The 24,462-nt window shown below is 47.9% G+C and carries 18 protein-coding genes and 2 pseudogenes; 14 read left to right on the forward strand and 6 right to left on the reverse strand.

The genetic code is table 11. The annotated features are described in order from the left end of the window. The 3 genes from KTH90_RS22290 to KTH90_RS22300 form a co-directional block, all read left to right on the forward strand. Positions 1 to 234: hypothetical protein (locus KTH90_RS22290; protein WP_238727501.1), on the forward strand; the 234-nt coding region annotated here is incomplete at its 5' end. Continuing rightward, positions 189 to 1,679: a threonine synthase gene (thrC, locus tag KTH90_RS22295; protein ID WP_158352772.1), complete on the forward strand. Its 1,491-nt coding sequence runs from the start codon at positions 189 to 191 to the stop codon at positions 1,677 to 1,679. The genes KTH90_RS22290 and thrC, both read left to right, overlap by 46 nt. A gap of 17 nt (positions 1,680 to 1,696) precedes the next feature. Further along, positions 1,697 to 2,041 carry a hypothetical protein gene (locus KTH90_RS22300; RefSeq protein ID WP_158352771.1) on the forward strand — a complete coding sequence of 115 codons (345 nt, stop codon included), beginning with the start codon at positions 1,697 to 1,699 and terminating at the stop codon, positions 2,039 to 2,041. Positions 2,042 to 2,144: 103 nt separating this feature from the next. On the opposite strand, the gene KTH90_RS22305 is transcribed toward KTH90_RS22300, so the two are convergent. After that, positions 2,145 to 3,512, reverse strand: a complete 1,368-nt coding sequence (locus KTH90_RS22305) for a citrate/2-methylcitrate synthase (protein WP_158352770.1) — start codon at positions 3,510 to 3,512, stop codon at positions 2,145 to 2,147. Between the two features lie 1,305 nt (positions 3,513 to 4,817). On the opposite strand from KTH90_RS22305, the gene KTH90_RS22310 reads away from it, so the two are divergent. The 4 genes from KTH90_RS22310 to yqeC all read left to right on the forward strand — a co-directional run bounded on the left by KTH90_RS22310 (position 4,818) and on the right by yqeC (position 8,291). Further along, on the forward strand, positions 4,818 to 5,402 hold the full coding sequence (locus KTH90_RS22310; protein WP_158352769.1) for a hypothetical protein: 585 nt from the start codon (positions 4,818 to 4,820) through the stop codon (positions 5,400 to 5,402). A gap of 338 nt (positions 5,403 to 5,740) precedes the next feature. Further along, positions 5,741 to 6,481: a segregation and condensation protein A gene (locus tag KTH90_RS22315; RefSeq protein WP_158355315.1), complete on the forward strand. Its 741-nt coding sequence runs from the start codon at positions 5,741 to 5,743 to the stop codon at positions 6,479 to 6,481. 25 nt (positions 6,482 to 6,506) lie between these two features. Then, positions 6,507 to 7,067, forward strand: a complete 561-nt coding sequence (gene scpB, locus KTH90_RS22320) for an SMC-Scp complex subunit ScpB (RefSeq protein WP_275061477.1) — start codon at positions 6,507 to 6,509, stop codon at positions 7,065 to 7,067. Positions 7,068 to 7,070: 3 nt separating this feature from the next. Further along, positions 7,071 to 8,291, forward strand: a complete 1,221-nt coding sequence (gene yqeC, locus KTH90_RS22325) for a selenium cofactor biosynthesis protein YqeC (protein ID WP_158355312.1) — start codon at positions 7,071 to 7,073, stop codon at positions 8,289 to 8,291. Between the two features lie 112 nt (positions 8,292 to 8,403). On the opposite strand, the gene KTH90_RS22330 is transcribed toward yqeC, so the two are convergent. From KTH90_RS22330 to KTH90_RS25610, 5 genes and pseudogenes are all read right to left on the reverse strand, one after another. Continuing rightward, the gene (locus KTH90_RS22330) at positions 8,404 to 13,278 is read right to left on the reverse strand and encodes a beta-L-arabinofuranosidase domain-containing protein (RefSeq protein ID WP_238727502.1); all 4,875 of its coding nucleotides are present in this window, start codon (positions 13,276 to 13,278) and stop codon (positions 8,404 to 8,406) included. 412 nt (positions 13,279 to 13,690) lie between these two features. Then, a complete protein-coding gene (locus KTH90_RS22335) occupies positions 13,691 to 14,308 on the reverse strand; it encodes a DeoR/GlpR family DNA-binding transcription regulator (protein WP_456318766.1) in 618 nt (205 codons plus the stop codon). After that, a pseudogene (locus KTH90_RS25605) lies at positions 14,294 to 14,491 on the reverse strand (DeoR family transcriptional regulator); the annotation flags it as partial. The pseudogene KTH90_RS25605 and the gene KTH90_RS22335, both read right to left, overlap by 15 nt. A 139-nt stretch (positions 14,492 to 14,630) precedes the next feature. After that, positions 14,631 to 15,962, reverse strand: coding sequence for an ABC-F family ATP-binding cassette domain-containing protein (locus KTH90_RS22340; RefSeq protein WP_456318767.1), 1,332 nt, complete (start codon positions 15,960 to 15,962; stop codon positions 14,631 to 14,633). A gap of 69 nt (positions 15,963 to 16,031) precedes the next feature. Beyond that, a pseudogene (locus tag KTH90_RS25610) lies at positions 16,032 to 16,484 on the reverse strand (ATP-binding cassette domain-containing protein); the annotation flags it as partial. 537 nt (positions 16,485 to 17,021) lie between these two features. Here KTH90_RS25610 and KTH90_RS22345 point away from each other — a divergent pair. The 7 genes from KTH90_RS22345 to KTH90_RS22375 all read left to right on the forward strand — a co-directional run bounded on the left by KTH90_RS22345 (position 17,022) and on the right by KTH90_RS22375 (position 24,354). Then, positions 17,022 to 17,684, forward strand: coding sequence for a redox-sensing transcriptional repressor Rex (locus KTH90_RS22345; protein WP_158355304.1), 663 nt, complete (start codon positions 17,022 to 17,024; stop codon positions 17,682 to 17,684). Beyond that, entirely contained in the window at positions 17,685 to 19,172 is a 1,488-nt protein-coding gene (locus tag KTH90_RS22350; RefSeq protein WP_158355302.1) for an NAD(P)H-hydrate dehydratase, read from the forward strand. It begins immediately after the preceding gene. 20 nt (positions 19,173 to 19,192) lie between these two features. Further along, a complete protein-coding gene (gene alr, locus KTH90_RS22355; protein WP_158355301.1) occupies positions 19,193 to 20,362 on the forward strand; it encodes an alanine racemase in 1,170 nt (389 codons plus the stop codon). A gap of 142 nt (positions 20,363 to 20,504) precedes the next feature. Continuing rightward, positions 20,505 to 20,852 (forward strand): type II toxin-antitoxin system PemK/MazF family toxin, encoded by a 348-nt coding sequence (locus KTH90_RS22360; protein ID WP_158346919.1) that lies wholly within the window; start codon positions 20,505 to 20,507, stop codon positions 20,850 to 20,852. Positions 20,853 to 21,072: 220 nt separating this feature from the next. Beyond that, positions 21,073 to 22,434, forward strand: a complete 1,362-nt coding sequence (locus KTH90_RS22365; RefSeq protein WP_158355299.1) for a hemolysin family protein — start codon at positions 21,073 to 21,075, stop codon at positions 22,432 to 22,434. Next, complete coding sequence (locus KTH90_RS22370; RefSeq protein WP_158355297.1) at positions 22,435 to 23,367, forward strand: AEC family transporter; 933 nt, start codon at positions 22,435 to 22,437, stop codon at positions 23,365 to 23,367. 258 nt (positions 23,368 to 23,625) lie between these two features. Further along, positions 23,626 to 24,354, forward strand: coding sequence for a YebC/PmpR family DNA-binding transcriptional regulator (locus tag KTH90_RS22375; protein ID WP_158355295.1), 729 nt, complete (start codon positions 23,626 to 23,628; stop codon positions 24,352 to 24,354). Positions 24,355 to 24,462 lie beyond the last annotated feature (108 nt).

The following is a 24,462-nucleotide window of genomic DNA, read 5'->3' on the forward strand; positions in this document are numbered from 1 at the left end:
GAAAGAGTAAATATCAACTGTGCAGAAGTAAATGCTACCGCAAGAAAAGAGAGTGGAATTTACTTTTTCATTTCAGGGGTAGCAGGCAGAGTTTCTTTTTACTTGTACGCGGTAGTGGAGTGTGATATAATGCTGAAAGATATGATATCAAAAATCGAACAAATCGATGCGAGAAAAGGATGGGAAGTATGGATTTGCTATACAAAAGTACGAGAACTGCGGATATCACTGTGACGGCGTCGGAGGCTATTTTAAAGGGTCTTGCCGACGATGGCGGGCTATTTGTCCCGGTGGAGATTCCGAAGCTTTTAACAGGCTTAGATGCGCTGGCACGTATGAGCTACCAGGAGACGGCTTACGAAGTCATGAAGTTATATCTGACGGACTATACCGAGGAAGAGTTAAAGCACTGCATCAACAGTGCATATGACGGTAAATTCGATACTGAGGAAATCGCTCCGCTGACGAAGGCGGACGGCGCCTATTATCTGGAGCTGTTTCACGGCTCTACGATCGCGTTTAAAGACATGGCGCTGTCGATTTTGCCTCATTTAATGACAACCGCGGCAAAGAAGAATCAGGTGGACCACGAGATCGTGATTCTGACGGCCACATCCGGGGATACCGGAAAAGCGGCGCTGGCAGGTTTCGCGGATGTTCCCGGAACAAAGATTATTGTATTCTATCCGAAGAACGGTGTCAGCCCCATTCAGGAAAAACAGATGGTGACCCAGAAGGGGGATAATACATACGTCGTGGGGATACATGGCAATTTTGATGACGCCCAGAACGGCGTGAAGGCCATGTTCAGCGATAAAGCCCTTGCGGCGTTGATGGAGCAGTCGGGATATCAGTTCTCTTCCGCGAATTCCATTAATATCGGACGGCTGGTACCGCAGATCGTATACTATGTCTATGCCTACGCGAAACTTTTTGCAAATGGGCAGATCGCGGAAAATGAAAAAATAAACGTGGTGGTTCCCACCGGTAACTTCGGAAATATACTGGCGGCTTATTATGCAAAACAGATGGGACTGCCGATCGATAAACTGATCTGTGCGTCCAATGAAAACAAAGTCCTGTTTGATTTCTTCAAGACCGGCGATTATGACAGAAACAGGGAGTTTGTGCTTACCTCATCCCCGTCTATGGATATTCTGATCTCCAGTAATCTGGAGCGATTGATTTATAAAATTGCGGGAGCAGACGCAGAGAAGAACCGGGCGCTGATGCGGGAACTCTCAACCAGTGGAAAATACGAGATTACAGCTGAGATGCGTTCCCAGCTGGAAGATTTTTACGGTAATTTCGCCACGGAGGAAGAAACCGCCGGTGTTATCCGTCAGATCTATGAAGACACAGGATACGTGATCGATCCTCACACCGCGGTGGCGGCCAAAGTATATAAAAAATACAAGGCGGATACCCGTGATGAGAAAAAAACGGTGATAGCCTCCACGGCCAGCCCGTACAAATTTACCAGAAGCGTGATGGATGCTATCGATCCGAAATATGAAGCAATGACGGATTTTGAACTGGTAGATGAACTAGAGAAAATTTCCAGGGTTCCCGTACCCCAGGCGATCGAGGATATCCGAAGCGCTCCGGTACTGCACAGGGATGTCTGTGATACAGATCAGATGCAGAACACTGTGAAGAACTATCTGGGAATAAAATAAGAAGGGATGTAAAAGATATGGACAGTATGTTTGTATTATTGGACGTGATCGTATTCGGCTGCGGTATTTACTGCCTGTATGCGTGGTACCTGATGAAGGTCAAAGGGGAAGTGAAAACCGGGTTTTTAGTATCCAAAGATGTGGATATGAAGAAATGCAAGGATCTTCCGGGATATCTGGCCTACATGGGGCCAAGAACGCTGATCTTTGCCCTGTTTACCACGGTTTACGGGGGGATCTGCCTGATCAATGATTTTGTTCTTCAGATAGGGAGCGCTATCTTTATCGGGATGATTGTTTTCTTCGCGGCTCTGGTCTGGTTTGCCCTGTGTACCAGAAAGGCGATGAAAACCTTTTGGTGATTTTCTTATACAGTAAATAGATTATTCTTTAAAAGCGGCTTTTCCGAATAGGAGAAGCCGCTTTTTATGATCAGATATTTATCGGTTATTTATTTTCCCGATCTTATTCCCTTTCTGTCAAAGGCCGGTAGGGTTTATGTATCGCTATGCTCTTATAGGCGGGACGGATAATCTTTCCGCCGTTGGTGAGCTCTTCGATACGGTGCGCGCTCCAGCCAACGATACGGGCTATGGCAAAGATCGGAGTGAACAGTTCCGTGGGAAGATCCAGCATGCTGTAGACAAAGCCGCTGTAGAAATCCACATTGGCGCTTACACCCTTATAGATTTTGCGCTCTTCGGATATGATCTGTGGTGCCAGACGTTCAACCAGGGAATAGAGGGCGAATTCCTCCATCCGGTTTTTCTCCCTGGAAAGATTTTCCACAAAAGCTTTAAAGATATTGGCACGGGGATCAGAAAGGGAATAGACCGCATGCCCCATACCATAGATCAGGCCAGCCTTGTCAAAGGCCTCTTTATGCAGAAGAGCGCGCAGATAGAGGCTTACTTCCTCTTCATCGGTCCAGTCCTTAATGGTAGTTTTCATATCCTCGAACATCTTGACGACTTTAATATTGGCACCTCCATGCTTAGGCCCCTTCAGGGAACCCAGGGATGCCGCCACGGAAGAATAGGTATCGGTTCCGGAGGAGGAGACCACATGGGTTGTAAAAGTAGAGTTATTCCCTCCGCCGTGTTCCATGTGAAGCACCAGAGCCAGATCCAGCAGTTTGGCCTCAAGAGCGGTATATTTACTGTCAGGCCGCAGGATATGCAGGATATTTTCCGCGGTGGACAATTCAGGCTGCGGAGAATGGATGAACAGGCTCTTTCCATCGTGATAATGGCTGTAAGCCTGATAACCGTATACGGACAGCAAGGGGAACAGGCTGATCATCTGTAAACTCTGCCGTAAAACATTAGGGATGGAAGTGTCCTCCGCCTGGCTGTCATAAGCGTACAGCGTTAATACGCTTCGGGCGAGAGTATTCATCATATCCGCGCTGGGAGCTTTCATAATAATATCCCTGACAAAGCTGGTAGGCAGTGTCCGATAATTTGCCAGTAAATCTGTAAAATTCTTTAATTCTTGCTGATTGGGGAGATTACCGAATAATAAAAGATAAGTTACTTCTTCAAAACCGAAACGGTTTTCTTTGATAAAACCCTTGACAATTTCTTCGATATCAATACCACGATAGAAAAGTTTTCCTTCACAGGGGATCATATCACTGTCGATGATGGTGTAGGAACGGATTTCGGAAATGTCGGTCAGACCGGCCAGAACACCTTTTCCGCTGATATCACGTAATCCACGTTTTACCTCATATTTCGTATACAATTCGGGATTAATGAGGCTGGTATCCACGCACATTTTCGCGAGGTCCAGGATTTCGGGGGTAATTTTAGAAATGCTGTTGTCGTTCATTCATTGACCTCCTTCTACAATATTCAATTTTCACATATTCCTTTCCTATGATACCACATAAAAGAGGCCGGGCCAATAAAAATGAAAAAAAATTCATAGAATGTTAATAAAAAAGTGGGAATGGGACTTAAGGAGTGGACCAGGGGGACGCTGGGAAGGGCCGGTACTGCGGCCTGAATGACTTGAGAAGTTGATGGCCTGCTCCGGTGTTACCTGGCGGGGAGGGGCATTTTCGGGCTCCCGGATGGGGGAACGCGGCTCTGCCGGGGACGGGGGGATGGTATTCCCTCTTCTGGCGGAGGGCTTGCCGCTGGCTGCTGCTAAGTGAAATCCAAAGGATGGATTCAGGAACCGAGCCTATTCGCCAGGAACGCATGATGCGTTCCCGGCTCAGAGGCTCTTGCCCGTCGGACGTGGAGTCCGCCGGGCATCCTGAATCCATCCTTCGGATTTCACTAAGCAGCAGCTCAGCCGCCCTATACCGGCAGAGGGAATACCATCCCCCCGTCCCCGGCAGAGCCGCGTTCCCCCATCCGGGAGCCCGAAAATACCCCTCCCCGCCAGGTAACACCGGAGCAGGCCATCAACTTCTCAAGTTCATTCAGGCCGCAGTACCTACATTGGTATGGGCGGAGGGGGACGTTTTTTTAGAGTGTTTATTCTGGCTATGAGCATTTAGCAGCTTTATTTAGCTGCCTATGTACGATGCTTGAAAAATAGTCAGCGAGGTGTTTTTTGTGGATGGGTACATGTGTTGGTTTATGGGGGATTTAGGTTTTATGGGATGTTTAAATTAATATATGCGATTGGCTATGGAGATTATTGTTCATAATATGGAGGATAGCGTATAAATCTGTCCGGTTTGGATCGCATGATAGAATACGGATATATGAATATGCAGCAGCTGTTATGTATCCATTTATACTTAGAGAACCAGCTGATGTAAGTATGTAATTATAATTAATATAGTTGATGGGATTAATAAGTATATAGTTTGACAATTATAGAAGGAAGTGCTAGAGTATACTATATAGTATTGAATACTACATAGTATAGTATAATATAATACAATGCAATATGTCGTGACGTGATGCGATACAGACGCGTGGCGCGAGGGAAATTAAATGGCTAGATATTTAGTGATTTTAAAACATAAATGGCTGGATAACAGAATGAGTCTCGTGGGATATTTAATGAAGTGAAACATGAAAAAATGAGCATATGGTGGACAAGAAGCGAATAGTCTGGTCTTAGTGGGGAATTTCGTGAAGCTAACTTTTCGGGGATAGAAAGGATGGATGGTTTATGGAGACGGATGTAAAGATGAGAGTGGCGAAGATCGTAAGGATGATAACAGTAGCGCCGGTTGTGGCGTTGGTTACGTTGATTTTACTATATTTGGTGAGACCTTTGATTTTCGGAGGGCTATTTCAGCTGTTGATGGCGATCTTGTTTCTGACGGTGCTGCCTTTGCTGGCTTATCCGCTGCAGAAAGTGCTGCCCGGGTTTCGGGACAGGGGAAGGGACGGACAGAGGAAACTGGCGTTTATTATGGCGGTAGCAGGATATGTCTGTGGAACGGTATTTGCCTTTGCTGGGGATGCGCCGAAAGGAGTCTGTCAGATATATCTGACTTATCTGATATCCGGTGTAATACTCTCTATATTAAATAAATTACTGAAAATCAAAGCAAGCGGGCATGCCTGTGGTGTAGCGGGGCCTGTGGCTTTATTGGTACATTTCTGTGGTCTCAACGGATACTGGGCACTATTGATCCTGCCGGTAGTATACTGGGCGTGTCTGGCTATGAAGCGGCATACGCCGTCACAGCTTCTGCTTGGAACCATAACACCTCTCATATCCCTGGTGCTAGTCTTACTGATATTCTAAAAAAACTGCCTCTCAATCACAAATTATCGTCCAATATCAGATAATCGTCCCAATATAAAGGAAATCGGCAAGCCCTGCAGAGCATGAACCAAAAGAGGAGCGGGCCGGTGCAAGGGGGAACCCTGGGCAGGGGCACAAAAGGAGCGGGAGCCGAAGCGATTCGGCTCCCGCTCCTTTTGTGCCCCTGCCCAGGGTTCCCCCTTGCACCGGCCCGCTCCGGCCCTATTTCAACCCAAGCCGCCCCCATGGCCCTCGGAAATTCAGAAAACTAATCCCGCTAATTTCTTGCATTCCGGCGGATTTCTTAGTACAATAACAGGAGTGAAAGGAAGAGGGACATGGGTATACCGGTTAAGTTACAGGCGTTTGAGGGTCCTTTGGACCTGCTGCTGCATTTGATTGATAAGAATAAAGTAAATATTTATGATATACCGATTGTGGAGATTACGAATCAGTATCTGGAATATATTGAGGAGATGCACCGTCAGGATCTGAATGTGATGAGTGAATTCCTGGTCATGGCGGCGACGTTGATCGATATCAAGTCCAGGATGCTGCTGCCGAAAGAAGTAAATGAGGCGGGTGAAGAGGAAGATCCCAGACAGGAGCTGGTGGAACAGCTGCTGGAATATAAGATGTATAAGTATATGTCTTATGAGCTGAGGGATAGGCAGATCGATGCGGGAAAAGCGCTGTATAAGGCCTCGACCCTGCCGGATGAAGTGAAAGAGTATGTGGAGCCTGTGGATTTGACGGAACTGATGGGGGATTTGACCCTGACGAAGCTGCATTATATTTTCAAATCCGTGATTAAGAAACAGGTGGACAAAATAGACCCGGTCCGGAGCAAGTTTGGGAAAATAGAGAAGGAAGAAGTCAGCCTGACTGATAAGATCGCCTATGTGGAACAATACGCTGTGGAACATCCGGATTTCAGTTTCCGGGAGCTGCTTGAGAAACAGGCGGGCAAGATGCAGGTGATCGTCACTTTTCTGGCTGTCCTGGAGCTCATGAAGATGGGCAGAATCCGGATCATGCAGGAACATATTTTTGATGATATACAGATCAGCGCGGCGTAAGGCAGAGGAGTAAGAAGTGGAACTTATGAAAATAGAAGCGACCATCGAAGCGGTTTTATTTACCATGGGAGAGTCCGTGGAACTTAAGAAGATCGCTGTGGCTATCGGCCATGATGAAGAGACAACCAGAAAGATTATACATAATATGATGGACAAATATAAGGCGGAGGACCGGGGAATCCAGATTATTGAGCTGGAGGACTCCTTCCAGATGTGTACGAAGCCGGAGATGTACGAGGCGCTGATCCGGATAGCCAAACAGCCCAGGAAGTATGTACTGACCGATGTGCTGCTGGAGACCCTCAGCATTATCGCCTATAAGCAGCCGGTGACACGGCTGGATATCGAGAAGATACGGGGCGTGAAGTCCGATCACGCGGTGAACAAACTGATCGAATATAATCTGGTCTGTGAGGTGGGGCGGCTGGATGCTCCGGGCAGGCCGATCCTGTTTGGAACGACGGAGGATTTTTTGCGGGCGTTCGGAGTACATTCCATCGAGGATCTGCCCAGCGTGAATCCGGAACAGCTGGAGGATTTTAAAGCGCAGGCGGAGGAAGAGGCGCAGATGAAGCTGGAGGTATGAGGTATGAAACTGAGTGTGATTCTGCTGGCGGCCGGCAGCGCCAGACGCTATGGCGGGAACAAACTGTTAACAGAGGTAAATGGCAAACCAATGTACCGGAATATCCTGGATCGGATTCCGGAGATTGGTTTTTCTTTTTACCGGAAAATTATTGTCACCCAGTATGAGGAGATTCAGTGTCAGCTGTGTCAGACCGACTGGATCGTGGTCCGAAATGATCAGCCGGAGCTGGGGATCTCCCGTTCCATACGTCTGGGGCTTAACCAGGCTGGGGACTCGGATGCATATCTGTTCGCCGTCTGTGACCAGCCGTATCTGCAGGCGGTCACCATGAAAAGGCTCATCGCAGGGTTCCAAAATTCAAAGAAAGGGATCGCGTTTGTGAGGAACGGTAAGGAGCCGGGAAACCCGGTGATTTTTTCTGCTGCTTATCTGGATGAATTGAGAAGCCTGGAAGGGGACAGAGGCGGCAAGGCGGTAGTGCGAAGGCACATGGAGGACTGTACCTGGATCGAGGCAGAGGAGGCCAGAGAGCTTAGGGATATAGACCGCCCTTATGGGGTATCTCTTCTGGAAGAATTGCGTATTGATCTTAAGCGGGACAGAATATTTTCCATTGTAGGGGCCGGGGGAAAGACCACCACGATGTGCCGCCTGGCAAAAGAGCTGACCGAGCGGGGCGCGCGTGTTTTGATGACGACCACCACTCATCTGTGGTGTCCGCAGGAACAGTTTGTGGAAGTGAAGGGAGCAAAGGATCTGCGGCGTGTGCGCGATATGCTTGAGCTGGAACGGTGTCTGACTGTAGGCAGGCGTGTTCCGGGAAATAAAATCACCGGTATGGAGGAAGGGCTGTATCCGGAGCTGGTTCAGATACCGGACTATCTGATCGTGGAAGCTGACGGGGCAAAGGGACGGCCGCTGAAAGCCCCCGCAGAACATGAGCCGGTTATTTTCCCCGGCAGTGATGTAGTGGTGGGGGTCATAGGCCTGGACAGCCTGAACCGGCCGGTCAGGGAGATCTGCCACCGTCCGGAACTGGTTGCCGGACTTCTGGAGGTGGGAGAAGAGCATTTGATTACAATGAAAGACCTGTATCAGATAGCCGGAAGCCCTCAGGGACTTCGTAAAGGGGTAAGCAGTGAAAAATACAGGGTGATCTTTAATAAGGCTGATTTGCTGGATCCTGAGGCCGGACAGAGTTATTGGGTGGTACAGGAGTAGAACAATAAGCATGGAAAAATCCCCCAAAAGTGGTGAAGCTTTTGGGGGATTTTTCGTTCATGATTATTTGGAAGAGTAATTAGATAAAGGCTTTGTTATTCTTACGGTCTTCCTATGCACGGGATTTCCGTTTCAGGAAGAAGAAGATACCTGCACCCGAACCGATCAGAAGTATTACGATCGGGATAATCGGTGATGTGTCACCGGTGGAAGGCGCATTGGTGGTGCTGTCCGAGCCGCTGTTCCCGGAGCCGGAGTTATTGCCGGAACCGGAGTTGTTGCCGGAACCGTTGTTATCACCAGGATCCGGGGTCGGTGTAGGTTTGCCGGGATCCGGGGTAGGCGTAGGCTTACCAGGATCCGGTGTCGGTGTCGGATTATCAGGATCCGGTGTCGGTGTAGGAGACGGAGTAGGTGTAGGCTCTCCACCCTCTTTGACAAACACAGCAGATACCTTATAATCCTGTCGGATATTAGTCAGATCATAGGAAGTAATGACTCCCAATGATTTTCCGTTTAAGGTTACGTCTTTTAAGGTGTATCCCTTATCTGTAGTGATGGTAAAGCTGGAGGAACCGCCGAATGCGACTTTTTCCTTTTGAATCTTCACTTTTCCACCATCGGTATTACCCGTTGTTACGCTGTAGGACGGAAGGTCGGGTGAATTGTTCCAAACCGGGTTTCCGCCTTTTACATTGGGCAGATAATTCATATTGTGGTTTACTTTAAGCCAGCTGTAATAGGTGCTGTTATCCTGTCCGGCACTTGCGAAATCCACAAGTTTTACCGGGATACCGTTCACGGTCTTAGTCTCAAAGAAGAGCCAGCAGCCTTCGCCGCTGCCGTCGGAGACGGTCATCTTTTTAAGGTCTGTGGTCTGGAATCTTGCGGCATCTCTTGCAAGATCACTGTAGTTCGAATCCAGAGTTAAGAGGATGGGGCCGTAGTATACGGAAGAGTAACCTTTATAGTTTTTCTCGCCCAGCCAGTAGTGAACGCTCATTTCCAGATCCAGCTCGATTACATCACCGTTTTTCCATTCTCTGTTGATGGTGTAATATTCGCCGGGAACTACATTTTTCATTTCCTCGCCGTTGACCTTGAACGCATTCGTGTAGGACCAGACCGGGATACGTAAGTTAAAGTTGAATGCTTCGTTTTTAGCCATATCCAGGGTGATCTTAATCGCGCCATCCTTCGGATATTCGGTTTCCTGCTTAATGGTGATGGCATTTCCGCCGGGAGTCAGTGTGTTGGCCGCGGAAGGACCGTAGTAATTCAGGTACAGGTCCGTATCATTTCCGATCACGCCCCACTGGGAAAGCTCACCCAAACCACGGCTGGCATTTGCCTGGCAGCAGTTAAAGTCAGGAGAACCGGTGTTGTACTGGAAGGCAATGTCGACCTGAGAGGCCACTTTTCTGCCGTCCATCGGAGTGTTGTAAGTTACATATTTGTCGTCTTCCAACAGAGCGCCCAACATTCCGTTGAAATAGGAGAGCTCTAATTCATCCGCTACATAAGAGTTCTTCGACAGCTGGAGATATTCCGTTCCAAGTGCCATCCAGGATATGGTACAGCAGGTTTCGATTGCGCCTGTGTTGTAAGGATCGCCCACAGCCTGCTCGCCGCTGGTGAATCCGCCGTCATTGTGTCGGTCGGTCTTGGCGATACTCCACCAGATATCCTCCAGCGCGGTATAGTAAATCGGATCTCCCTCAATCTCATATAATAAGCCAAGTGTGATAATCGTGTGTAATGCTTCCCATCTGGGCAGTTTGGACTCATAGTATTCTTTGCCGGCCTGGGCGTTATTTAACCAGTCACCGGATTTGGGCCAGTCTTCCACGATGATCTGTTTCGCCGTGTTCAGATACCTGGTGTCGCTGGTATACTGGTACAGCAGTGCGAATACGTGGCTGATACCCAGGTTCATGGTCTGGCTGCCAGCAGAATCAAAGGTCTTTCCGCCTTCTACGAAATATTCATAGATATAATCGGCTGCCTTAATCGCAGTTTTCAACGCAGTTTCGTTACCGGTCAGGCGGTACCAGTCATAGAGACCGTAGATGCAGTGATAGTGATTCCATACATCCCAGTTGGCTCCGTTGCCGCCCATGCGGGCGCTGCCTGTGTAGATGCCCAGATATCCATCGTCGCCCTGCGCGTTGGTTAATTCTTCGACCAATTGATTGCCGGCTTCCAGGAGAGCGGGATCATCGGATAAGCGGTAGGTATAGGCCATTCCCGTTAAGAGCTTTCCAGGGAATTCACTGTACCAGGGTACTAAAGCTCCGGTATAATCGTTTCCGCCCTCACGGATATTTTCCAGATCCCATACGGTTTTAAAGGTATCATCACCGGACATGGGAGCGGGGGAATCTGCAGAACCTTTTACATCTCCTACGATAGAGAAGTTATCGAAGTAGAAGTTCTTTCCTAAGGTATTGTCATTTCCTTTGAAATGCATCTGGAACTGGTGGACGTCTTTCAGGTCGATCACATCGTTTGATCCTTTTTCAGACCAGTATACTTCGAAGGAATCGGCGCTGAAGGGTATATTTACCCAGCCGTCGAAGCCTGCAGGTACGGAAAAAGTACGGTTCGCATTTACTTTAATATCTATCCAATTGGTACCGTCTGCGCACAGACGGATGGTCTGGCCTTCTTTTAACTGCCAGGATTCCCGGCCGTTATCCGTGGAGGTGTTGCTCTCCTCGAAAGCAAATCGGATATCCAGGGTACCTTCCGTTAATTCGGTGGCATTGAGCTGGAACCATAACTCTTTTGTTCCGCTCCAGTCCGTAGCCGCTTTGAGATCGCTGCCGAATTTGAGATCTATATCATTGTACTCATTTTTCGGAGCAAGCTTATTGTGATTCCATTGAATCGCTTTTCCATCTCCGCCGGTGGCTGCCACGGTAAGCCGGTAAGTACTCCCGCTTAACATTCCGAATGCGTCACCCAGGACGGAAGCCAGGGTCGGATTTTGGTTTGAAGTTCCGGTGCTTATGATCTGTTCAATAATATTCGGGTTGTCTTCTAAAGCATGCAGCAGCCAGCTGTCGATATTTCCCTGGATATTTCCGCCTGCGTAACCTTCCAGATTCAGGTCGGTCAAATGGCTGGAAGCACGCTTGGTATTCGGAGCCATTAACGGAGGATTCATCGGAATCTCGTCGTCTGCCGGATATTCTGGCTCTGTAGGATCGATTACTTCACCCTGATCGGGATCGGTTTCTTCACTGACATTTACATTCAGAACTAAAGAAGCAGTCCGGAATACATTATCCGTGGCACTGATGACGAAGCTGTCGGGACCGGAATAACCGGCGTTCGGTGTGTACACCAGGGTCCCGTTGGATGCGTTAATGAATGCCTGTCCATTCTGAGGTGCCGAAGCGACGCGATAGCTGACGGAGCTGCCGTTTACACTGGCAGCGCTGCAGTCTATGATGGATGTGGCGCTGTTTTTGTAGCAGCTCAGATTCGGATCCCCTGTAATTGCATCATTGAATGCAGGAACGTCGGCCGGGTTATCGTTAGACTTTACGGGCAGTTCTAAGCCGCCTACGTCGCCGACGAAGGAGAACGCGTCGAAATAAATCGCTGTGCCAACATTGGCGTCACTGCCGTTTACGCGCATATTTAACTGGTTCACATTATGTAAGTATAAATTGCCGTCGTCTTCCCCGTGGGTACTAAAATACTGAGACCATGTCCTGTTATTTAAAGGAACACGTACCCAGCCGCTGAACCCGGGATCCAGAACGATCAGATGATTGTCATCGACTGTTTTGGTCTGCCAGGAATCACCATTCTGTACGTAGAAAACCACTCCGGACTTCAGTTCCATCGCATGAAGGACATCATCATGGGTGCCTTCCTGGAAAGCGAAGTGAATTTGGGCAGAATCACCAAACTCTGACGCATCCGCGTAAAACCATGCTTCGGTTGCGCCGCTCCAGTCCATAACCGCCCCCGGTGCCGCAGTAAGTCTGAAATCCAGATCTCCATACCAGTCACGGGTGTTCAGACTTGACCATGCAAGTGCGTTGGAACCATCCACGCCTTTGCCTGCCGCTACAGATAAACCACAGGTAGGAGTGTCTCCTAATGACATACCGGAATAATCTCCAAGCATACCACCTTCGGCAACGGTGAGAATGGAGTCGTCCATATCTTCAATACTCCAGGCCTGCTGGATCGTAGGCGGCGTATCCGTAGGAAGAGAAGTTCCATCGTCGAAATTACCGACCACACCAAAGCTGTCAATCAAAGCTGTTTTATTCTGTGTGGTTCCGTTGCCATTTATATGCATATTCAACTGATTTACATTTTTGAGATACAGCGTGTCATCACCCATCCAGTAAGCGTTGAATGTGGAACTGTCCAGAGGGATTCTGACAAAGCCCCGGAAACCAGGTTCCAGGTTTACGCAGCTGTCGCTTACGGTTCCGCTTTTCCAACCGCTGCCATCGTTGGTTCCGTAGGCCGCCCCATTTCTTAAGGCGAGAGCATGGAGGCCATTGCCGCTGCCATCTGATTTAAACATTTCTTCCTGAAATGCAAACCGGATCTGACTTGATTCAGAACCAAAACTGCTCATATCAGCATAAAACCATAATTCCTGTGCTCCGCTCCAGTCGGTATTTTTGGTACCTTCCGGCAGCATATGATAGCGTAGATCGCAATCGCTGTAAGCACCTTCTCCTGCCAGGTCTGTAAAGGCCAGAGCATTACTTCCGTTTACACCGGCTCCTTCACCGAGAGACCAGGAGTATTTTCCACCGCCCAGCATTCCAAACGGGTCTGCGATCGAATTTGATAAATCCTCACCTGATATACCATCCATTCCCCAGACTTCCTTAAAAGTTAAAGCTGCTGAGGGTTCTGCCTTAGCCGTAAAGCCGGTGGTCAAGACTGACGGCAATAACACGGCGGCGGACAGTAACAAACTGATACTCTTCCGTAACATTCGGTTCATAAAAAACCTCCTCATAAGTTATAAAATTGTTACGCTGCTAAAAATGGTTAAATAATTGATTACTTTGGTCTCCGTAAAAATGATCACCCTCCAACATATTAGGATTGATTTATAAGTTACATCGATGTAATTTAACAAAATAATTAATAAAACTATTGTAAAATAATTACAAAAAAATTTTAACAGTCACTTAACAATTTGTTTATATTTAAAAATTTAGTAGATATCAGGGGAAAAGTCAATGCGAGAGCGACAGTATGAGAAATACTTACATGCGATCAGAAAACGCTCATGTAACGATTAGAAATGATCATGCCGGAATAAAAATCTTCCTTTCCGTCATCGCACGATCATCATAGCAATAAAAAAACAGCCCCTATATAAAAAATAGAAGCCATTCAATCAGTGAAGATTATTCATCTTCTTCAGGATAAATAATCTGGCAATTGTTTTTCTCAAATAACTCAACATATTCCGGCGGAGGCTTTATATCCGTCACCAGATAGTCGATGTAATCAAAACCACAGGTTCTGCTGAAATAACGGCTTCCGAATTTTGTACTGTCACACAGCAGAATCCGGGTCTGGGAATTTTCCAGCATGGCTAGCTTATAGCGGGACTGGTCGACACTGGCTTCCGTAATCCCGTCGGGGATCAGCCCGGTGCAGGATATGATAGCAAAATCCGCGTAGAATTTAGATAATGCCAATATTGTATCGCTCCCAGTGGTACTTCCCATTTGGCTCTCTACTTTACCAGACGGAAAGAAGATATCCCAATCGGTCTGTTGAGACAAAAACTGCGCACAACTCAAACCATTTGTAACCACCGTAAGCTTCTGCATCTGCGTTAGACTCATAGCCGCGTAGTAAACCGTCGTACTACAGTCCAGAAAGACCGTGCTGTAATCTTTCACTAACACGCTGGCTAAATCACCAATTCTTTTCTTGACTGTGATATTTTTGGTCTGGCGGATAGATGAGGCAGGTTCTGTATTACCACTTTCATATAGAATAGCCCCACCATGCACCCGATGTATCAAATGGTATTTTTCTAATGTAGTTAAATCCCGTCTGATGGTTGCCGGACTGGCATATAATTCCTTACAAAGCTGCTGCACCGTTACAGCCTTTTTTTCCTGAATATACTCCAGTATTTGGCAATATCGTTCTGTCAATACCACTTGATATTCCTCCCATGTATCACTAGAAAGATATTCCTTTTGTCTTCACAAAAAATGTTATATAAATTGGATTAAAATGTCAATGAGTGATCAGTTGGATGACAAAAACTTACAATTAGCGATAAAACAATCAGGTGGGCATCAAGTTTTGATCAATTATTCATTATAGCTATTCGGCCAACTCCTCCCAGCTTATCATTAGTTTTTCCAGTTGTCCTGCGATATCGGTTTTTTCCTTATTTAATACTATACATTGTTCCACATCGGTATAGATTTCCTCCAAAGTCAGCAGCTGGTCAATCTGTGCGTCCCTGGCTTCCAGTTCGGTGATCTGCTCCTCTAACCTGCGCAGGTCATTTTCGCGTTTCCGTATCCTGGCCTGTTCCTCTTTCTGCTGCTGCCAGGTAAGTTTGTTTTCCGATACTGAATTTCCGTCATCCTCTATATTGGTTACGCCAGCATAGACCTGTGTTAATTCTTCTCGTTTTGATAAATAATAATCATAGTTACCAATATAGTTGACCAGAGTCTGGCCGGTCAAATCCAGAATCCGGGTAGCTGTCTCATTGATAAAATACCGGTCGTGAGAAACATAAAACACTGTGCCGGTATACTGCTTCAAAGCGTTTTCCAGTATTTCCTTGGAAGCGATATCCAAATGGTTGGTGGGCTCATCCAGAATCAGAAAATTGGCTTCGGAGAGCATCAGTTTAGCCAGGGACACCCGGCCCCGCTCCCCGCCGCTCAGATCCCCAATCCTCTTAAATACATCATCTCCGGTAAACAAAAATGCCGCCAGCACATTTCGGATATCGGTATTATTCAAATCCGGATAGGTATCCGACAATTCCTGGAACAGAGTTTTCTCCATGTGCAGAACATGATGTTCCTGATCATAATAACCGATCTGCACATTCGTCCCCAGAATAATATCCCCTTCGTCCGCCGGAAGCAGACCGTTAATAATCTTTAGAATCGTAGTCTTTCCTGTGCCATTATTTCCAATAAGCGCGACCCGTTCCCCACGCTTAATATCAAAATGAATCCCACGGAATAACTCAAGAGGCGGGAAAGACTTCGAAAGATTCTCCACCGACAACACATCATTCCCGCTGGTAATCCTGGGTTCCAGGTGAATTCGCATCTGCGCGGTATCCTCCGCCGGTTTTTCCAGCACCTCCATCTTATTCAGAAGCTTCTCCCTGCTTTCCGCTCTGCGGATAGATTTCTCCCGGTTAAAAGAACGAAGCTTCGCGATCACATCTTCCTGGTGCCTGCGTTCCCGCTGCTGATTCAGATACTGTTTCACCAGCGCGTCCCGAAGCATCGCCTTCTTCCGGGCAAAATCCGTATAATTCCCCTGATAGACTGTCGCCTTCGTCCGTTCCAGTTCAACCACCTTAGTCACGATCCTGTTCAGAAAGTACCGGTCATGGGCTACCAGAATCACAGCCCCGGGATACCCTTTCAGATAAGTCTCAAGCCAGGAGATCGACTGCATATCCAGATGGTTGGTCGGCTCGTCCAGCAGCAGGATATCCGGATTGGACAGCAGGAGCCTTCCCAGAGACACCCGGGTCTTCTGGCCGCCCGAGAGCGTATCCACTGCTTTTTCAAAATCCTCCTCCCCAAACCCGAGCCCCTTTAAAACCCCGGTGATCTCACTTTTATAAGCATACCCGTTTTTCAATTCAAACTCATGGGTCAGCCGGGTATAAGTCCCCATCAACTCATCCAGCGCATCCCCCTCCACTGATTTCATATCTATCTCAGTCTGCCGGATCCGCTGTTCCATATCCAGGATATCTTGTTTCACCGACAGCAGCTCCTCATAAATGCTGCGTCCGCTGATCAGCTCCTGATGCTGTGCCAGATACCCAAGGGTCTTTCCCTTCGCCATTACCACTTCCCCGGAATCCGCCGTCAGTTCCCCCACTATAATTTTAAGCAGTGTGGACTTCCCGACACCATTATTTCCCACGATCGCCGCTTTTTCTTTTTCTTCTATATGAAAAGAAATATCCGAAAGAATCGTTTCCTCTCCAAATGCCTTATGTATACTCTGGCAAGCTAATATCATACCTACCCATTCCTTTCGTCCAAACTCTGTATTCCGCACATACAGTTGAAACCATTATAACCTGGCGGCCGGTTCCATTCAATAGTTTCTTATATTTGGCTAAGGACCGGACTGAGAGGGCAGGGAACGTGCCTTTTTGGGAGGGGACTGGCACTTTTCGGTAGTAAAGCCAGACCTTCAAGCAACTACGTGGAGAAAAGGGCCTGTCCCCGGATATTGACTGGAATAGGCCCTACATTTTGGAAAGCGGGCGTCTTTTTTCCTAAAATAGACCAACATCCGGGGACAGGCCCCTTTCTCTACGTAGTTGCTTGAAATTTTGGCCTTACTACCGAAAGGTGCCAGTCCCCTCCCTAAAGCCTATTTGTAAGAATTAGCCATGAATCGCGAACCCAATTCCCAACTTTCCCCAATAAGGTTTGACAATAATTTGGCAGATATTATATAATGGAAGCATGATATGAGCTAGGAGGAAGTACCGTGGAAGAGAAGGAAATTTCAAAGGCGGTTATTCGCAGGCTGCCAAGATATTATCGTTATCTGGGAGAATTGATGGAAAGCGGCGTAGAGCGGATTTCTTCCAATGAACTGAGCGAGCGGATGAGGGTGACGGCGTCGCAGATACGCCAGGATTTGAATAATTTCGGTGGGTTTGGCCAGCAGGGATATGGTTATAATGTTAAATATTTATATGATGAGATCGGACGCCTGCTGGGGCTGGATAAGAAACATAATGTCATCATTATCGGAGGAGGAAATCTGGGTCAGGCGCTGGCTAATTATCCGGCATTTGAAAAACGCGGATTTATTGTAAAAGGGATCTTTGATATTAATCCGAAGCTGTCCGGCAGGACAGTCCGGGGAATTTCAATTATGCCCATGGAACAGATGGAAGAGTTTATTAAGGAGAATGATATTCAGATAGCGACATTGACACTTCCAAAGACGAGCGCTACGGAAGTGGCCGATCGGTTGATTTCTTATGGTGTCCGCGCGATCTGGAATTTTGCACATACGGACCTGAATGTTCCCGAAGGCGTGATGGTGGAGAACGTACATCTCTCCGAGAGCATTATGCGTCTGTCTTACAATCTGACCAGATATGAGGAAGAACATAAGCTGGAGATAAAGGAGAAGAAATAATTGAAGTATTTATTGAACTCTCAGGAAATGAAATGCTGTGACAACTATACGATTGAAAAAGTAGGGCTGCCCTCCATGGTACTGATGGAAAGGGCAGCTCTAGCTGTAGTTCGGGAGGCCTTGTCCTGTGGCTGTGATCTTAAGCGGGTCCTGGTGGTGTGCGGTACGGGGAATAACGGGGGAGACGGCATGGCGGTGGCCAGACTCCTCCATGAAAAGGGAATACCGGTGGATGTGTATCTGACGGGTCAGGAGGAGAAGTGTTCTGTCCAGGCGGCTGCGCAGTTGGGAATTTTACGTGCAATTGGGCTGGAACCGGTAAGCAAAATGCCTTTGTCGGAATATACTATGATAGTGGATGCTATTTTCGGCATCGGACTTACCAGAGAGGTAACAGGTGATTATGCACAGTGTATCCGGCTGGTAAATGAGTCTGGAGCCTTTGTCCTGTCCGTGGATGTGCCCTCCGGCATTAACGCGGATAACGGCCGGGTGATGGGTGTCGCTGTAAAAGCAGATGTGACGGTGACGTTTGCGTATGAGAAAATAGGCCTGCTGCTGTATCCGGGAGCCGGATATGCAGGCAGAGTATCGGCGCAGGATATCGGAATTAACTGCCGGGGACTGGGGAAACCTCCCCGTGTGTATACGTATGGGAAGGAAGATCTTGAGCGTCTGCCGATGCGGCCGGCGTATTCGAATAAGGGCTCTTTCGGAAAGGTTCTTCTGGTGGCCGGAGCGGTGAACATGGCTGGAGCGGCTTATTTTTCAGCAAAGGCTGCGTATCGGATGGGTGCCGGACTGGTCCGGATCTATACCGGTGAGACAAACCGCCAAATTTTGCAGAATTTGATTCCGGAAGCGGTACTGACTACTTATAGGGAAGAGGAGGCTTCACTGGAAGCGTTGAAGGAAAGCCTCAGATGGGCCGATGTGGCTGTAGTAGGACCTGGCCTCGGAAGAAGCTTTACGGCGCTGCGGGTTTTGGAATATATCATGAAAAATGCGCAGATACCGCTGATTATTGATGCTGACGGGCTGAACTTGCTGGCCGGGCATCCGGAATGGCTTAAGAACCATAAGCAGCAGGTCATTATAACGCCTCATCTGGGAGAGATGAGCCGGCTGACGGGAAAAGAGATATCGGATATCTCATCGGATTTATTGCATACCGCCGGAGAGTTTGCGAGGGAAAATGAGTTGACCTGTGTGCTGAAAGATGCCAGAACGGTTGTGGCCACACCGGATCAGAGACTCTATATCAATCGGACCGGTAATAACGGAATGGCGACCGGTGGATCAGGGGACGTTCTGACTGGGGTGATCGCGGGACTGATTGCCCAGCATATGCAGACGGAGGAGGCGGCAGCTTTTGGAGTGTTTCTGCATGGATTGGCAGGAGATGCGGCGGCAAAAAAGTGCGGAATGCACAGTCTGATGGCACATGACCTGGTGGATAGCATTTCGGAAATATTAAGGCCGCAGTGAATGCGGCACTGGAGGAAAGCATGAAAACTTACAGCAGGGTGTTTGCAGAAGTGAATTTGGATGCAGTTGCATATAATATGGAACAGATGCACAGAAATTTATCACCGGGTACGTCTGTGATTGCCGTTGTGAAAACGGATGGTTATGGTCATGGAGCGGTACCGATCGCCCGCCTGGTGGAAGGATATGACTATGTGTGGGGATTCGCAGTGGCTACCGCGGAGGAAGCCCTGATTTTGAGAAATCATGATATTACCAAGCCCATTCTGATTCTGGGCTATGTGTTTCCAGAACATTATCAGGTACTTCTGGACCAGGGGATCCGGCCGACCGTGTTCCGCATGGACACGGCCGCACAGTTGTCGGAGGAAGCGGTAAAATCCAATGAACCGATGAAGATTCATGTGAAAGTGGATACTGGGATGAGCCGGATCGGATTCCCGGATACAAAAGAGAGCATTGAGAAAATAAAGCAGATCGCGGCTATGCCTAATCTGGTAGTAGAAGGAATTTTTACCCATTTTGCCAGGGCAGATGAAAAAGATAAGGGATCGGTTCATGAGCAGATCCGGCGGTTTTCAGATTTTACGGGGCAGCTTGAGAAAGCGGGGATATCCATACCACTGAAGCATTGTTCCAACAGCGCCGGAATTATTGAGCTGCCGGATGCGAATATGGATGCGGTCAGGGCAGGGATTTCTATCTATGGCCTGTATCCTTCCGATGAAGTGGAGAAGAATACGGTGCGGTTAAAACCGGTTTTGTCTCTGTACAGCCGGGTGGTTTACGTGAAGGAGCTGCCGGCAGGGGTTGGAATCAGTTACGGTTCCACTTTCGTCACAGAGCGAAGAACCGTGGTGGCTACGATTCCGGTCGGCTACGGTGACGGTTATCCACGGACCCTGTCTAATAAAGGGGAAGTCCTTATTCGAGGCAGACGCGCGAAGATTCTGGGGAGAGTCTGTATGGATCAGTTCATGGTGGATGTCACAGAGATCGGAGGAGTCACCCAGGGGGACCTGGTGACCATGATCGGAACAGATGGTGGAGAAGAGATCAGCGTAGGGGAGTTGTCCGGACTCTCAGGCCGGTTTCACTATGAATTTGTATGTGATCTGGGGAAGCGGATTCCCAGAGTTTATAAGGAGCATGGAAGGACTGTGGAGACCAGGGATAATTTTGAGGAATAAAACCGTGTAAGAACATGTCGGCAGAAAAATCACGGATACATAGTATACACGCAAAAGATCAGGCAATACTATAGGAAACGGCCAGATTTTGGCCAAAGGCCTATAGGATGACAAGGAAAGAATTAAGCGGAGTGTGAATGTAGTGATTATAAAAAGAGGCGACATATTTTATGCGGATCTGCGGCCGGTAATCGGCAGCGAACAGGGCGGTATCCGCCCCGTATTGATTATACAAAATGACGTTGGAAACAAACACAGCCCCACAGTGATTTGTGCGGCGATTACATCGAAAATGAATAAGCCCAAGCTGCCTACTCATGTGGCACTGGATGCCCACAAATACGGAGTAGTGAAGGATTCTGTGATCCTGTTGGAACAGCTGCGCACAATTGATAAGAAACGGTTAAAAGATAAGGTATGCCATCTGGATCAGGAAATCCTGGAAAAAGTGGATAAGGCCCTGCTCATCAGTTTGGATTTGGATACATAAGACGGGGACGTACCTTGACGCAGTACAGGCATCATGATATAGTTTAAAAAAATAGTAGCGCTCGAAAAAGCCTCGCTGACAATTTTTTATGCATCGCACGTAAGTGCCTAAAGTACAGGCACTAAGTGCTCATAGCGAAAAAAATAGTTAGATGGTTACACCATACCTGAATTAAGCCGCAGATAATGCGGCACTGAATGAAAAGGAGTTTGAGAAAAGAATGGAAGATGGCGGCAGTCCCAGTATAGGGATTCTGGTTTTCCTGGTATTTGTCCTGATCGATGCCCTGTTTTACGGGTTTGGAGCGGCACTGCAGGCGATTAACAACAAGCAGGTCGAGGAACGGGCCCAGTCAGGCGATAAGAAGGCAATGAAGCTGAAGGCGATGATGGACAACCCGATCCCATTTATCAACGCGAATCAGTTATCCGTGACATTGATGGCGATTATCATAGGTTTCTATGAAGTCAGGATCTGTTCCATAACGGTTTACCGCTGGATGGTTTCCGATGCCTGGCCGGAGCTGACACTGAGAATCCCGCCGGTAGTGCTGGAAAGAGGCGTACTGGTAGTTATAACGGCCGTATTTGTATACCTTCTGTTAAGTTTCGGGGTCCTGGCTCCAAAGAAAATAGCGGAACGAAAGCCCGAGAGTTTTGCCTATGGGCTGGTAGGTCTGATGAGTGCTGTTACAACCATACTTTATCCGCTTACATATTTGATCACGAAGACTTCGAATTTCTGTGTACGGATTTTGGGGATGGACCCGCATTCGGGACCGGGAGTGACGGAGGACGAGATTATTTCCATGGTGCATGAAGGCCATGAGCAGGGAGTTCTGGAAGCCAGCGAAGCGGAAATGATCACAAATATTGTAGAGTTCGGAGAGAAAGAAGCCAAAGATATTATGACCCACCGGAAAAATATCGTGGCGATGGAGAACAGCCAGACCCTGGAGGAAGCTTACCGCTTTGTGGTGGAGCAGAACAAATCCAGATTTCCCGTATATGAAGAGGACATCGATAATATAACAGGAATACTGCATCTTAAAGACGTTATGGTCTGTTACCAGAAGGAAGAGCAGCGCTGTCTCCCGATCAGCCAGGTGGAAGGCCTGGTTCGTCCGGTGGTGTTTATCCCTGAGACCAGGAATATCGACCTTCTGTTTAAAAGTATGCAGTCCCTGAAAATGCATATGGTAATCGTGGTGGATGAATATGGACAGACCGAAGGTCTGGTAGCCATGGAAGATATCCTGGAAGAAATCGTGGGAAGCATTCTGGATGAATATGATGAAGATGAGGAGCAGATCGAGGAGCAGGCTGACGGTACCTACCGGATGGAGGGAATGACCGAATTGGAGGACATCGAGGACCTGCTGGGAATAGAATTTGCAGAAGAATACGAGACTTTGAACGGTTTTCTGATATCACTGCTGGAGCGGATACCAAAGGACGGGGAAGCCTTTACCGTGGAATATGAGGGCTATCTCTTCCATGTGCTGTCTGTGGAAAATAAGATGATTCAGGAAGTAAGTGTTGAGAAAATTCCGGAGACGGAAACGATTAGGGAAGATGAGTAAATGGATCTGTTAATGGTTATAGAAAAAATGATTTCGCTGTTTCTGATGATATTAATCGGGTACGCGGCGAACAAAGCAGGAATTCTGGACGGAACGGGCAATCAGAGACTATCGGCATTGATACTGAATATCTGCTGCCCGCTCCTGATCGTATCCGCTGTGGCCGGCGGAAATGCGAACGGCAGCAAATCAGAAGCTTTTATGGTGCTGGGCCTGGCATTTCTGCTCTATATTGCTTTGGGAGTCATAAGCCTTATGGTTCCCAGGCTTTTTCATGTAAAAGACAATCAAAAAGGCCTGTTTCAGTTTATGACCATCTTTCCCAACGTGGGATTCATGGGATTCCCGGTGGCACAGGTAATATTCGGAACAGAATCTTTATTCTATGCGTCTATGTTTAACCTGGCTTTTAACCTGCTGGCCTTTACACTGGGAGTCTATCTGATCCAGAAGGATGTATCCGACGGAACAGCTGGTAAAATCAACTGGAAAAAGATCTGTAATATGGGAACCCTGATGGCTGTGCTGGCTATGCTGATTTATCTGCTGGATTTAAAGCTGCCGGATGTGATCGTGGATACCTGTTCCATTGTGGGAAATGCGACCACGCCGCTGTCTATGATCGTGATCGGCTCGACCATGGCGGGAATATCACTGAAGTCTGTATTCACGGACGGTAAGGCCTATCTGTTCAGCATCATGAAGGTGATACTCATACCGGGCCTGTTCTGGCTGGTGGGTCATTTGTTTATAGAAAATCCGATCGTGCTGGGGCTTCTGGTTATCATCGCAGGGATGCCCTGCGCCAGTATTACAGCCATGTTCGCCATCGAATATCACAGCGATGCGAATACCGCATCCAGGTATGTGTTCATGACCACGCTCATGTCCTTCCTGTCCATACCGGTGCTGGCCCTGCTGTTGTCTATGTAGAGAGGGGACTGGCTCCTTTCGGCAGTAAAGCGGAACTGTTCAGCGGCTAATGGAGAAAGGTGCCTGTCCCCGGAAGTTGACTCGAACAGGCCCGTATCCGGGGACAGGCACCTTTCTCCACGCAGCCGTTTGGTCTGACTTACGCTGCTGCCGAAAGGAGCCAGTCCCCTCCCAGCATGTAATTGTATCTTGTCATTTAAAACAAAGGATGTTAAAATACAGAATGGATATTTTTGTAGAAAGAAGAGGAGAATAGTTATGTCCGGACATTCGAAATTTGCAAATATCAAACATAAAAAAGAGCGGAATGACTCGGCAAAAGGAAAGGTATTTACGATAATTGGAAGAGAAATTGCCGTTGCGGTCAAAGAGGGCGGAGCAGATCCGGCCAATAACAGCAGACTGCGGGACGTAATTGCCAAAGCGAAGGCCAACAATATGCCCAACGATACCATAGACCGGGGAATAAAAAAGGCGGCCGGAGACGCGAATTCCGTAAATTATGAATATGTCTCCTATGAGGGATACGGCCCCAGCGGAATAGCGGTGATCGTGGACGCACTGACTGATAATAAGAACCGAACCGCGGCCAATGTGCGCAGCGCATTTACAAAAGGCAACGGCAATATCGGTACACCCGGCTGTGTGTCTTTTATGTTCGACAAAAAAGGCCAGATCATCATCGACAAAGAAGAGTGCGATATGGATGCGGACGATATCATGATGACAGCGCTTGACGCGGGAGCGGAAGATTTTTCTGAAGAAGAGGACAGCTTTGAAATAATCACAGATCCGGATGATTTCAGCAGTGTGCGGGAAAAATTAGAAGAGGCTAAGATCCCGATGGCCAACGCAGAAGTGACCATGATTCCCCAGACATGGGTGGAAACCATCAGCGACGATGACCGGAAATGGTTCCAGAAAACATTGGATCTGCTGGACGAAGATGATGACGTGCAAAACGTATATCATAATTTGGATGAATAAAGAGTAAAAGCGGAACACGAAGTATCAGGGCGCCAATAGGTCAGAAATATCGGTGTGTCAGCGGAAATTAGCCGCAGTGAATGCGGCACTGGTGGAAATTAATTTTAC

The sequence above is a fragment of the Diplocloster modestus genome (assembly GCF_019042245.1).
In the GTDB taxonomy this organism is placed as follows: domain Bacteria; phylum Bacillota; class Clostridia; order Lachnospirales; family Lachnospiraceae; genus Diplocloster; species Diplocloster modestus.